At 60.6% G+C, this 11778-nt stretch carries 11 protein-coding genes; 5 read left to right on the forward strand and 6 right to left on the reverse strand.

Going from position 1 to position 11778, the window contains the following annotated elements:
- Positions 1-11: 11 nt before the first annotated feature.
- A complete protein-coding gene (locus HDC32_RS17480) occupies positions 12-524 on the forward strand; it encodes an SET domain-containing protein-lysine N-methyltransferase (RefSeq protein ID WP_131700453.1) in 513 nt (170 codons plus the stop codon).
- Here HDC32_RS17480 and can read toward each other — a convergent pair.
- Positions 521-1165, reverse strand: coding sequence for a carbonate dehydratase (gene can / locus HDC32_RS17485; RefSeq protein ID WP_003188288.1), 645 nt, complete (start codon positions 1163-1165; stop codon positions 521-523). The two genes, HDC32_RS17480 and can, sit on opposite strands and share 4 nt — an antisense overlap.
- Before the next feature lie 151 nt (positions 1166-1316).
- Between can and HDC32_RS17490 the strand changes: the two genes are divergently transcribed.
- A complete protein-coding gene (locus tag HDC32_RS17490) occupies positions 1317-1721 on the forward strand; it encodes a serine kinase/phosphatase (protein WP_131700454.1) in 405 nt (134 codons plus the stop codon).
- 59 nt (positions 1722-1780) lie between these two features.
- Here HDC32_RS17490 and rimI read toward each other — a convergent pair whose 3' ends face one another.
- Both rimI and HDC32_RS17500 read right to left on the reverse strand, forming a co-directional pair.
- A complete protein-coding gene (gene rimI, locus HDC32_RS17495) occupies positions 1781-2233 on the reverse strand; it encodes a ribosomal protein S18-alanine N-acetyltransferase (RefSeq protein WP_003188286.1) in 453 nt (150 codons plus the stop codon).
- Positions 2226-2969: an energy transducer TonB gene (locus HDC32_RS17500; protein WP_131700462.1), complete on the reverse strand. Its 744-nt coding sequence runs from the start codon at positions 2967-2969 to the stop codon at positions 2226-2228. The genes rimI and HDC32_RS17500 overlap by 8 nt, the downstream gene beginning before the upstream one ends.
- Before the next feature lie 187 nt (positions 2970-3156).
- Between HDC32_RS17500 and mksB the strand changes: the two genes are divergently transcribed.
- Genes mksB through mksF form a run of 3 tightly spaced genes read left to right on the forward strand, consistent with a single transcriptional unit; the run spans position 3157 to position 7968 of the window.
- Entirely contained in the window at positions 3157-4434 is a 1278-nt protein-coding gene (gene mksB, locus HDC32_RS17505; protein WP_053134085.1) for an Mks condensin complex protein MksB, read from the forward strand.
- The gene (mksE, locus tag HDC32_RS17510) at positions 4424-5131 is read left to right on the forward strand and encodes an Mks condensin complex protein MksE (protein ID WP_027606956.1); all 708 of its coding nucleotides are present in this window, start codon (positions 4424-4426) and stop codon (positions 5129-5131) included. Before mksB ends, mksE begins: the two co-directional genes overlap by 11 nt.
- Positions 5128-7968 (forward strand): Mks condensin complex protein MksF, encoded by a 2841-nt coding sequence (mksF, locus tag HDC32_RS17515; protein ID WP_145335636.1) that lies wholly within the window; start codon positions 5128-5130, stop codon positions 7966-7968. Before mksE ends, mksF begins: the two co-directional genes overlap by 4 nt.
- Before the next feature lie 60 nt (positions 7969-8028).
- Here the strand turns inward: mksF and HDC32_RS17520 are convergent, their stop codons facing one another.
- From HDC32_RS17520 to HDC32_RS17530, 3 genes are read right to left on the reverse strand one after another with little or no spacing between them, the layout of a single operon-like run.
- Entirely contained in the window at positions 8029-10332 is a 2304-nt protein-coding gene (locus HDC32_RS17520; RefSeq protein WP_167657055.1) for a PqiB family protein, read from the reverse strand.
- Positions 10325-10948: a paraquat-inducible protein A gene (locus HDC32_RS17525; protein WP_131700458.1), complete on the reverse strand. Its 624-nt coding sequence runs from the start codon at positions 10946-10948 to the stop codon at positions 10325-10327. Before HDC32_RS17525 ends, HDC32_RS17520 begins: the two co-directional genes overlap by 8 nt.
- Positions 10935-11594 (reverse strand): paraquat-inducible protein A, encoded by a 660-nt coding sequence (locus tag HDC32_RS17530; RefSeq protein WP_131700459.1) that lies wholly within the window; start codon positions 11592-11594, stop codon positions 10935-10937. Before HDC32_RS17530 ends, HDC32_RS17525 begins: the two co-directional genes overlap by 14 nt.
- Positions 11595-11778 lie beyond the last annotated feature (184 nt).

Consider the following 11778-nt stretch of genomic DNA (forward strand, 5'->3'; position numbering starts at 1 on the left):
CAAGGAGAGTTATGAAAACTCAAGCCATGGACCCGGCTAAAACCGCTGTGGGTGATTGTTTGTACCCGTTCAAGACACTGCTCGTTGAACAGGGCTATCCCTCGGCCAAGCACTTTAAGGTTGAGCGCGACGACGGCGGCGTCAGGGCTCGCGTGAGTTTCGACGGCCGCGTGCGCATTGCCCGAGTGTCCGGTTACGCCGTGAACGAGCGACGCACACGTACGTTGCAGCTGTCCGCCCGCATCCACCTGTACGACAGCTGGTTCTGCGGCCTGCTACGGCATTCCTGCAACCCGAATGTGTTTTTCGACACCACCTACCTGGAACTATGGACCGTGCAGCCCATAGCCGCCGGCGCCCCGCTGACCCTGGATTACGCCAGCACCGAGGACGCCTTGTTCCGGCAGTTCGCCTGCCAATGCGGCGAGCTGAACTGCCGGGGGTGGATCACCGGCAGCACAGAGCTTTTGAACGCCGAGGGCCAGGCATTCATGACCCGCTGGCGCGACCGCAAACGGCCTTAGGCTTCGCCCAGCGGACGCAGGCGATACTGCGGCGGCAACTGCTCAAAACCACTGATGGTGGTGTTCAAGCTCTTCCAACGGCCGTCCTTGATGCCGTAGATGCAGCCGTGGATCGACAGGCTCTGCCCACGGTGCCAGGCGTTTTGCACAATGCTGGTGTGGCCGACGTTGGCCACCTGCTGGATCACGTTCAGCTCACACATGCGGTCCACACGTTCCTCTTCGGTCGGCAATTGGGCCAGCACGTCACGGTTTTCGTAGTAGAGGTCGCGAATGGTGCGCAGCCAACCGTCGATCAGGCCGAACTGGCGGTCCTGCATCGAGGCACGCACGCCGCCGCAGCCGTAGTGGCCAGTGACGAGGATATGTTTGACCTTGAGTACATCGACGGCGTACTGGATCACCGACAGGCAATTGAGGTCGGTGTGCAGCACCACGTTGGCCACGTTGCGGTGCACGAACAGGTCACCGGGCAGCATGCCGACGATCTCGTTGGCCGGTACCCGGGCGTCGGAACAACCGATCCACAGGTATTCAGGGGTCTGCTGGCGGGCGAGCTTGGCGAAGAATTCGGGATCTTCCTGTTTGATCGCATCCGCCCAGCGTTCGTTGTTATCAAGCAGGTCTTGTAGTTCGTTCATCAGGGAAAGCCTCAGGAATGATGCGCAGCTTTGACAGACGACCGCCCGTCCGGGTCACGCCGATCATAAAGATAGCCGGCGGGCAATTACTTGAATCTTGGGGGGATATGCCTGTCCACACACTATAAGCCCCACAGTATGAGGATTGGCCATGACTGAATCACGACGTCCCTACGGCGCTACACAGCCCGAACCGATTGACGACAACGAAGATCGCATGGGCTCGATGCGCGAGCTGGATTTTGACGAGGAAGAACCGACGGCGGAGATTGGCAATGAGATTCCGCGTGGCGAGCGTGAACACCTGATGCCCGACGAACGGGTGCGCGAGGCCGGAATGACCGGGGCTTCGACCGATAATCATGAGTCGACCGATGATGATATGAGCCCGGAAACGCTAATCCATGAAGATGGTGCGCGGGATGCTCGGGAGGCGGGTGAAGACAACCCGGCGGATTTTGACCTGAGCATTGTGGATGAAGATGACATTGGCGGCGGGAACGGGCTGGATGAGGCCGAGTTGGCTGATATCGACCCGGTAGACGGTAACCGCTGACACACCGCACAGCTGAATGTGGGAGGGAGCAAGCCCTCTCCCACATGGGTTTTGTGTGCTCAGTCGACCAGGGTGCAAGCCATGACCACCGCATCTTCACGACCACCGACAGCCGGATAGTAATCCCGACGACGGCCAATCTCGTTGAAGCCATAGCGTTCATACAGACGGAACGCACCGGTATTACTGTCGCGCACTTCCAGGAAGCATTCCCGCGCGTTGGCGGCATAGGCACGGGACATCAGGTGCTCCAGCAGCGCCAACCCCAGGCCACGGCCCTGATTCTCCGGCTTGACCGTGATGTTCAGCAAATGCGCTTCATCGAGGATGATCTGCACCACGCCGTGGCCTACCTGCTGCTCGCCTTCGAACATCAGCCAGATCTGGTACTTGCCCAGCCCGTCGAGAAAGATCCCGCGAGTCCAGGGGTGGCTGAACGCCGCGTATTCGATTTTCAGCACCGCGTCGAGGTCGGCCTCGGTCATCGGGCGGAAGGATAAAGCCTCACTCATCGGTTGTTTTCCAGCGCGCCATCAGCCGGCGCATGGCTTGCCAGACATCAGCCTTACGCTGTGGCTCTTCCATTAATAATTCCAGGCCCGGCAGGGCCCATACAGCACCCAGGCCCTCGACCTGCAGTTCGCGGTACCAGGCTTCGGCGTTCGCTTCGCCGGCAAACCGTACGGCGGGCAGGCCGATCAGCCACAGGCACACGCAGGGTTCGTCTTCCAGGCGCGCCGAGACGAAGCCTTGCACAAAATCCCGCGCCGCTTCCGGGCCCTGGTCCATAGTGCCGCGTACCAGCAGCGGCCAACGGACCGGGTCGCCGACGATTTGCGGGCTGTCGGGCAGGCCGGCGGCGCGCAGCATGTCCTTGAGCAGCATGTAGGCGGGGTCGCGGGTCTGGAAGCGCTCGCCGGTGGGCAGTTCCACCAGCAGCAGGCAGCGCCCGGCCCGCAGCAGTTGCAGGGCGAAACGCGGTGGCGGCACCACCGGGGCCTTGACCACCGGGGCTGCCTCTTCGGCTACCACCGGCTTGGCCATGGGCGAGGGGCGGGGCACTTCGATCTTGGCCCGCTCGACCGCCGGCCGCGCTGGCGGCACGGGCTTGGCCACCACCACCGGGGCGGCGGCCTCCTCGCCCGAGGTCTCGAACGCCTCATAGGGCTCAAGCGCTTCTAACAGCTCGGGCCGCGACGGGGCGGCGAACGGCAGTTCGGTGCGGGGCAGCCAGTTGACCACCTGCATGGCGGTCAAGTAAGCGCGACGTCGGGACTCGATAAGCACAGCTCGGCCACTTGTGGATAAGTAAAGAGCGGGGATTCTACCGCTGTTCGGTAACAATCGCCCACTGTGCACTGACCGGCTGTGGATAAATCCCGCGCCTGATGCAGTACAATCGCGACTTTTAATAGCCAACCAGCCGGCCATTCCCATGATCGAACCCAAGCGCGTCCTGCGCGCCCTCGCCGAACACTGGGCCTTACTTGAGCCACTGTGCGAACACTTCGACCAAGGCACCCTCAGCCTGAGCGAGTTGCGCGCACAACTGGCCGCCCAACAACTGGACAGCACGCCCCAGGACATCACCAGCCTGCTGGACGTGTGGATTCGCCTGGACATCCTGGTGCCTGTCGCCAAAAGCCCGAATCGTTTCGAGCTCAACGCGCAGATCCACGACTTCCTGGCTTATCTTCGCAAGGAGCACCGGCTTGGCCTGTGCCTGGAAATCGAAGCCTACCTGCGCCATCTGGAGCGCTTGGCCGGTTATATTCAGGACGCCTTCGACATCCGTGATGGCCACGACCTGGCCCGCCAGTTGCGCCTGCTCGACATGCGCGTACGCGACGTACTGAAAAAACTCGCCAACGACGAACAGGCCCTCGCGGCCGTGGCCGACCGTGCCAAGACCAGCGACCGGCAGATCCCGTTGCGCCAGCGTTACGCCGAAGTCCTGGCGACCTGGGACGAATACGTCGAACCGATGATTCAACTGGTGAACGCCGACGGTGCCTTCGAACAAGGCGTGCGCAAGGTAGAAAACGTGCTGTTGCGCATGCTCACCGAGCAACAGCGCCTCGGCCACCTGGTGGACGACGACATGCTGCTGCGCACCCACGCGCGCATCCTCGAAATGCAGACCAGCGCCCAGCTGACCCTGCGTCACGCCCGCGAGCTGCTGTTGCCGCTGCGCGAAGAGGCACGCCGGCACAACGCCGTGACCCGTGGCGCGGCGCTCGCGCTGTCGGCCATCCGCCGTAAAGGCCTGGACGCGGTGCCGCAAGCGGCGATGCCGATGTTCACCCGGCCGCAAAGTACCTTCCTGGGCAGTGCCAGCCAGGTCGAGGCCTATGTGTATGCGCTGGCGAACTTCGAGCCTAAACCGGCACGGTTCCCCAAGGCGCACAAATCCCACAAGGGCGAAGCCCAGCGCGCGCCACGTACGGTCAAGGAAATGCTCGAGCGCTGCGAAGACGCGCTGCCGATGCCGGACCTGATGACGTGGCTGCTGGAGCAGGAGCCGGACGGCGCCACCGACGAATTGCTGTACTGGTTCTCACGGCTCTCGCGCGAAAAACGCTTCAAGCGCGAGCGCCTGGAACGCCGCGATTACCACACACACGAGCACCAGGTCAGCCTGCGCTCATTCGCCCTGCTCCCGGCCGGCACCGACGCCGCCGAGCATCCTGCGAGTACACCTTATGCATCTTGATCTATCCGAACTGTCCCAGCTGGCGCCGATCTTTCGCGAGCTGTTCAAGGGTTACCACGTCAGCCGCCGCGACCCCGAACTGTACGCGCAACTGTCGAACTTCCAGGACCAGTACCGCACGCTGTTCAAGGCCCTGGGCTTTGAGCTGGTGTGCGATACCCGTGGCTTCTATTACTTCGTGCCGGACTCCGCGATTGCCAGTGCGCAGGTCAACAAGACCGCCCAGCGCCTGGCGCTGTTCACCTTCATCATCGTCGAGCACCTGGCCGACCAGGGCCGCGACCCGATTGCCGTGCTCGACGGTGGCAGCCTCGGTCGTGATGAACTGCCGTCCCTGCTGGAAAAGTACCGCGACCTGTTTATCCAGGCCGAAGTGCAGACCCAGGAAGAACTCGAAGAAAAAATCATGCGCCGCATGACCCAACTGGGTTTTGCCAGCGAAGACAACGGCATTTACCGCTTCCTGCCACCGATGCACCGCTTCCTCGACGTGTGCCTGTCGGTGCAGCAAGACCGTGACCTCGCGGCCAGCGTGCACAGCGTGTTGCCGTTGCCGGCACCGGTGATCATCGACGAAGACAGCGATGAGAAGCTGCTGAAGACCGATGACCCGCTGGACTTGAGTGACTTCGCTGAAGAAAGCGAAGAAGACGCCTTGGCGCGCGCCATTGCCGAAGAACAGGAGACCGACGCATGAGTAAGGAACGCTACGGCATCCGCCGCTTCGCCCTATTGAACACTGCCGGTTACAGCTTGGGCTTATTCCCGCTGGAAGAACCGCTGTCGGTGTATGGCGCCAACAACCTGGGTAAATCCGCGTCGATCAACGCCTTGCAGTTCCCGATCCTGGCGCGCATGTCGGACATGAGTTTCGGCAAGTACACCCTGGAGCAATCGCGACGATTCTACTTCGCCACCGACACCAGCTACATCCTCGTGGAAGTCTCCCTGCCCCATGGCCCGCATGTCATCGGCGTGGTCGGGCGTGGCCCGGGCGGCGGTTTTGGTCACCAGTTCTTTGCCTATGCTGGCAAGCTGGACCTGGCCCACTACCAGAAAAACGACACCTGCCTGCGCCAGAAAGAGCTGTTCACCAACCTGGAACGCGAAGGCCTGAAAGCCTACGAACTCAAGCCGGATGAACTGCGCCGTTTGCTGGTGGGTGGTCACACGTCGATCCCGCTGGACCTGACGTTGATCCCACTGCGCTCCACCAGTGAGCAAAGCCTGAAGACCTTCCGCGCGTTGTTTATCAACCTGCTGCACATGCGCGAAATCACCGCGGCCAAGCTCAAGCAGTTGTTCCTCGATGCGTTCGAGCACAGCCTGCGTTCGGGTAGCGTGGATTACATCGCAGCGTGCGAAGAGGCCTTCCGCGATGTACGACGTATGGAGCAGGACTACAACGCCCTGGTCGCTGCCGGCCCGCTGGTCGAAGCCCTGGCCAATGGCGTCCGACAGCGCGACGCCCTGCGCGGCAAGCTGCATCGCCTGTCGCCGCTGCTGGACTCGCTGCTGGGCACCTGGTCGGACTACGCGAGTGCGCGCAAAGAAGAGCTGACCATCCAGGCCGAGCACTACCGCAACGAGCAGGATGCGCTGCAGAACGATCAGCGTGGCGGCACCCAGGAGCTGATGCGCCTGGAGCGGGAAATCAGTGGTATCCAGCGTTGGCTGGGCGAGTTGTCGGTGCTCAAGCATCGCTTTGCCCTGGTGGATGACGTCAAGGTGCTGGAGCAGCAACTGCTGGCGGCAAAGGACGCTCACGATGAACTGGCGGGCGCCCTGGCGCAGTCGCGACAGTTCAGCGCCGAGGATTTGGACGAGCGTTTGCGCGACCTGGAAAAGCGCTTGAAGTCGGTCAAGCAGCAGCTTGATCACGCGGATAACAACAGCTACGCCAAGCTGCGCGAAGAGTTTTCGCAGCAGGATGTCGAGCGCCTGATGCGCCTGTTCAACAGCTCGTTGTTCAGCCTGCCATTGGGTGAACACGGCATCACGCTGGACGAGGACGGCCAGTGGGTCAAATCCCTGGAGCAGATCCTGGATGGCTTCAAGGGCGAGCGTTTTGAAGTGCCGGGGCTGTCCATCGACATCTCGCACATCGAACCACCGGCGTTGCAGGCCCTGGCGGATCGTGCGGCGTTGCGCGACCAGAAAGAGCGCCTGGAAAAAGAACTCAAGCAGCTGAAAACCCAGCAAGCCGTGGCCTCTGACCGTGCCGCAAGCAAGACCCAGACCGAAGCGCTGTACCAGCAAGTGCTCGACGCGCAAAAGGCGCTGGAAGATTTCCGTCGCGCGCAAACCCTGAGTGCCGAGGAAGGCGAAAAACTGGAAAACCTGGCGCAGATGGAAGCGGCCCAGGATGAGTTGAAGCGTTCCAGTGACGCCTTTACCGAACGCGTCCAGCAACTGTCCGCCAAGCTGCAACTGGTGGGCCGGCAGATCGGCGATATGGAAGCCAAGCAACGCACGCTGGATGACGCCTTGCGCCGCCGGCAGCTGTTGCCGGCCGACTTGCCATTCGGCACGCCGTTCATGGACCCGGTCGATGACTCCATGGACAACCTGCTGCCGCTGCTCAATGACTATCAGGACAGCTGGCAGGGCTTGCTGCGTGCCGATGGCCAGATCGAGGCGCTGTACGCTCAGGTGCGCCTCAAGGGCGTGGCCAAGTTCGACAGCGAGGATGACGTGGAGCGTCGCCTGCAATTGCTGATCAACGCCTATGCGCACCGCACCGATGAGGCGCTGACACTGGGCAAGGCACGCCGTGCGGCGGTCACCGATATCGCGCGGACCCTGCGCAATATCCGCAGCGACTACGACAGCCTCGAACACCAGTTGGCGCTGTTCAACCGCGAGATCAACAAGCGTCAGGTGTCCAACCTGCAGAGCTTCCGTATCGTGCTCGCGCCGAACAAGGAAGCCCTCAAGCATATCGACCAGATCATCCACAGTGCTGGCCAGTACGAAGAAGGCGAAACCCTGTCGGTGTTCGACCTGAGCCAAAGTGCCGAGCAGGACAACAAGAACGAAGAGGCCAAGGAATACCTGGCCCGCCTGGTGGCCGCCAACCATAACCAGTTGGGCCTCAAGGACCTGTTCGAGCTGGCCTTCGAGATCACCAAGGTGCACGGTCAGCCGGTGATCCACACCGACATCGACGGTGCGGCGTCCAACGGCACCACCATGACCATCAAGGCGCTGACCAACATGTACTTGTTGCTGCACTTGATGGACCGCGACCAGGCTGGCCGCGTGCGCCTGCCGTACTACCTCGACGAGGCGGCGGATATCGATGAGAAGAACCAGGCAGCGTTGCTGGAGACCAGCTTGCAACTGGGCTTTGTGCCGATCCTCGCCAGTGTGAAGCCGCAGGTGTCTGCCCAGGTGGCAATCGACCTGGAGGGCGGCAGCGGGCCGAACGGGATCTACATCGATGAGGCGGACTGGAAGTACATCCGCCGCCATGATGGGGTGAAGGCGACGGTGAATGTGCAGGCGGATGAGCCGGAGTTGGATGAAGTCTGACGCTTTGCGCTGAAATGTAAAAAGGCCGCGATCCATTGGATCGCGGCCTTTTTTGTAGCTTTATTTGCCGAGTGGAATTTTAGGCGCCCACGTCAGCCATTCCTCTTCGAATTTGTCGAACAGCGGGAAGGTTTGCTGCGGCCGCGCTGCGTTCCCCATGCGCTCGCCGTCTGGCGTGGCAAATGCGATACCGCCGGCCACCAGCGTCTCCAGGGACTCGGTACGCACCGTCGCCCCCTTGAACAGGCCGAAGTCGAGGCCGAAGCCACTGGTGTTCCAGAAGCGGCTGCCACTGCGTACCAGCGGCGCGTACTTGGGTTCGATCAGGATGTGGATCAGCACGCGGTCGGCGGTCTGGCCAAGCTCGTAGCCGGTCACTTTGCCCACGGTGACTTCACGGTAGGTCACCGGTACGCCTTCCTTCAACGAGCCACGGCGTGCGGCGCTGAGTGTCAGGCTCAGGCCAGCCTCTTGACGGACAGTTTCAGGGGGCTGGTCCAGTGCGACGAAACTCTTCTGCGGGCCGGCGTTTTTCGCAGCCGGCTGCACCTCAATGTATTGCCCGGTGACCAGTGTTTCCAGGTTGGAGGTTTTCATCAGGCCCAGCTCTGGCTTGACCACCCAGAACTGGCTGCCGACGCGCGCGATGCGGTCTGCCACTTGGGTGATACGTGCGCTGAGCAGCACCGACTGCATATCGGCACTGAGGTCCACACTCTCGATCTTGCCCACATCCAGGCCTTTGAAACGTACCGGTGTGCCTGGACGCATACCGTCAGCACGGTCGACCTTGATGGTCACCAGGGTGCCATGCTGATTGGCAGCCTCACGGTCGGCAAACAAGCGGAAACGTGGAATGCGTTTTTTCAGCGGTACGTTCGGCTGCGGTGTTTCGAAGGCAATACCGCCGGCCATCAGGCTGGCCAGGGATTCACTCTTCACCTGGATACCACCGGTAAGGCCGCCGGTCAGGGTGACGCCGCTGGCATTCCAGAAACGTGTCGAACCGTTGACCAGGTTTTCGTATTCCTTCTCGATATGAACGCCGATCACCAGTTGCTTGTTCTTGCGCGAGAACTGGTAGCTCTGCACCGAGCCGACCTTGACCTGCTTGTAGAGAATCGGGCTGCCGACATCCAGGGAGCCCAGGTTGTCGGTAAATAGGACCATGTGCAGGCCTGGGGAGCGCAGGTCCAGCGGCGGCGCCTTGGCACGGGCGACGAATTCGCGTTGCGGGGCGCTGCCTTTGTCGCCAGGGCGAATGGCGATGTAATTACCTTTGACCAGGGCTTCCAGGCCGGTAATACCGGCCAGCGAGATGGAAGGTTTGACCACCCAGAACTGAGTGTCCTGAACCAGGTAGTCTTCGGCCAATGGGTCGAGGGTCAGCTCGGCGTTGGCGCTGGACAGGTCAGGGTCGATCTTCAGGGTTTTCAGGCTGCCCACCTGAATGCCTTTGTACATCACCGGTGTACGCCCGGCCTGCAGACCTTCGAAGTCCGTGAGCTTGACCTTGGCCTTGATACCGGCAGCGGCCGCGTCGAAATCTTCGTACAAGCGGAACGGCAGGCTCGGATCAGTGGGTGGACTGTCCTTGCGGTTCTCTGGGGTGGCGAAGGCGATGCCACCGGCGACGATGCTGGAAAGAGATTCGCTGCGCACTTTCACGCCGGAGAGATTGGCGTCGATGCTGATGCCGCTGGCGTTCCAGAAGCGCGTGTGTTTGCGCACCAGGCTGGCGTAGGTCGGCTCGATGTACACCTTGATCTCGACGGTGCTCTGATCCTCGGAGAGCAAGTAGCTTTTGACCTGGCCGACCTGTATCTGCTTGTAGAACACCGGGCTGCCGCGATTGAGCGAACCGAGGCGGTCGGCCTTGATGGTCAGGTGCAGACCGGGCTTGGCGTCAGATAACGGAGGCTCTTCGGAGAGCGCCTTGAATTTACGGGTAGGTTCACCATCACCAGGGCTCGCGGCGATGTAGTTACCGGAGACCAAGGTTTCCAGGCCGGTAATACCGGCAAGGCTGACGCTGGGCTTGACCAGCCAGAAACGGGTGTTGGTCTTGAGGTATTGGTCGACATCCTTGTTCATCTCGATGGTGGCGATCACCCCGCGATTATTACCCTCATCGTCAAGAGCCAGGGTCTTGACCTTGCCCACGGGCATGCCTTTGTAGACTACTTCGGTTTTGTTGGCCTGGATGCCTTCGCCGCTTTCAAAGCGCACCTGGATCTCAATACCCTGCTGGGAATAGGCACGCCACCCCAGCCAACCACCAATGATCAAGGCAATCAGGGGAAGAACCCAAATGGCTGACCAGTTGGAGGCCGGGCGGGTTTTAGCTTTAGGCAAATCACTCATGGTCGTCGTCCGACTCCGTGTTATCCCAAATCAGTCGGGGATCAAAAGTTACTGCGGCAAGCATCGTCAAGATCACCACACTGGCGAACGCTGCAGCACCGAGGTTAGCCTCGACACTGGCAAGCCGTCCAAAATTTACAACCGCCACCAGGATGGCGATCACGAAGATATCCAGCATGGACCAGCGGCCAATGAATTCGATAAAGCGGTACATGATAATGCGTTGCTGCGCGGAAAGCGGTTGGTGACGCTGTACGGAAAACAGTAACAGGCCAATGCCCACTAACTTGAACGTCGGCACCAGGATGCTGGCGATGAACACCACAGCCGCAATCGGGAACATACCGTGCTGCACCAACTGGATCACACCGGCCATGATGGTGCTGGGCTCGCCCTGGCCAAGGGAGTTGACGGTCATGATCGGCAACAGATTGGCGGGGATATACAGAATGGCCGCCGTGACCAGTAAAGCCCAGGTGCGCGCGAGGCTGTTGGGGCGACGGGCGTGGATCAGTGCACCGCATCGAGTGCAGGTTTGCTCATCGGTGTCCGGCTCTTGTTTGTTCAGCTCATGACATTCGGTACAAATCAGAATGCCTGCGTCAATCGCCCGCATGATCATCTTCTCCTGACAGTGCTTGCCAGATCTGGTGCGGCGACATCACCACCTCAAGCAGAACCTGAACCATTAATAGGCTGACGAAGCAGACCAAACCCAGGCCGATGGTGATTGAGGCCATGTCGGCGAGTTTCACGATCGCCACCAGTACGCCCATCAAGTAGACCTCCAACATCCCCCAATCCTTCATGTGGTGGTAGATGCGGTACAACAGCAACCCGTAACTGCGGCCTATTTTCCAACGAATACTGAGCAGCACCGCCAGTTGGCAAAGCAGCTTGAGCAGCGGAATGCCCATGCTGCATAGGAACACCACGGCGGCGACGCCTTGCATCCCGGTATCGAATAGGCCGACTACGCCACTCCACACGGTGTCTTCTGAGGACTGCCCGAGCAGATTGAGCTGCATAATGGGCAGAAAGTTCGCGGGGACGTACAGCAACAGCGCGGCGAGTACCAGGGCGAGGCTGCGCTCAACGACGTTATGGCGGTGAGCGTAGAGCTCATAACCGCAACGCGGGCATTGGGCTTTTTCACCGAGGGCGAGCACGGGTTTGCGCATCAGCAAGTCGCACTCATGGCATGCCACCAAGTTCTCCAGTGGTAAATCCGACACCTCAAGGGCGTCAACCGGATCCGGCATAGATAGGGCTCAAACTTTAAAAAAGGTTAGGTGGCTATTCTAGTGGTCTGGTTCAGAAATAACTGTGCAAATTTGTCGTGCGTCTTTCCGCACTTTTCGACCGCGCAAAACAAAACCCCATCTGCTTTCGCAAATGGGGTTTCGGAATTTAATCTTGACGATGACCTACTCTCACATGGGGAAA

It is taken from the genome of Pseudomonas sp. JAI120, from assembly GCF_014207255.1.
GTDB lineage: Bacteria > Pseudomonadota > Gammaproteobacteria > Pseudomonadales > Pseudomonadaceae > Aquipseudomonas.

What these genes read in the sequence shown, in the direction of transcription:
- HDC32_RS17480 (WP_131700453.1), top strand. Translation starts at nt 12, where the DNA reads ATGAAAACTCAAGCCATGGACCCGGCTAAAACCGCTGTGGGTGATTGT.
- can (WP_003188288.1), bottom strand. Translation starts at nt 1,165, where the DNA reads ATGAACGAACTACAAGACCTGCTTGATAACAACGAACGCTGGGCGGAT.
- HDC32_RS17490 (WP_131700454.1), top strand. Translation starts at nt 1,317, where the DNA reads ATGACTGAATCACGACGTCCCTACGGCGCTACACAGCCCGAACCGATT.
- rimI (WP_003188286.1), bottom strand. Translation starts at nt 2,233, where the DNA reads ATGAGTGAGGCTTTATCCTTCCGCCCGATGACCGAGGCCGACCTCGAC.
- HDC32_RS17500 (WP_131700462.1), bottom strand. Translation starts at nt 2,969, where the DNA reads ATGCAGGTGGTCAACTGGCTGCCCCGCACCGAACTGCCGTTCGCCGCC.
- mksB (WP_053134085.1), top strand. Translation starts at nt 3,157, where the DNA reads ATGATCGAACCCAAGCGCGTCCTGCGCGCCCTCGCCGAACACTGGGCC.
- mksE (WP_027606956.1), top strand. Translation starts at nt 4,424, where the DNA reads ATGCATCTTGATCTATCCGAACTGTCCCAGCTGGCGCCGATCTTTCGC.
- mksF (WP_145335636.1), top strand. Translation starts at nt 5,128, where the DNA reads ATGAGTAAGGAACGCTACGGCATCCGCCGCTTCGCCCTATTGAACACT.
- HDC32_RS17520 (WP_167657055.1), bottom strand. Translation starts at nt 10,332, where the DNA reads ATGAGTGATTTGCCTAAAGCTAAAACCCGCCCGGCCTCCAACTGGTCA.
- HDC32_RS17525 (WP_131700458.1), bottom strand. Translation starts at nt 10,948, where the DNA reads ATGCGGGCGATTGACGCAGGCATTCTGATTTGTACCGAATGTCATGAG.
- HDC32_RS17530 (WP_131700459.1), bottom strand. Translation starts at nt 11,594, where the DNA reads ATGCCGGATCCGGTTGACGCCCTTGAGGTGTCGGATTTACCACTGGAG.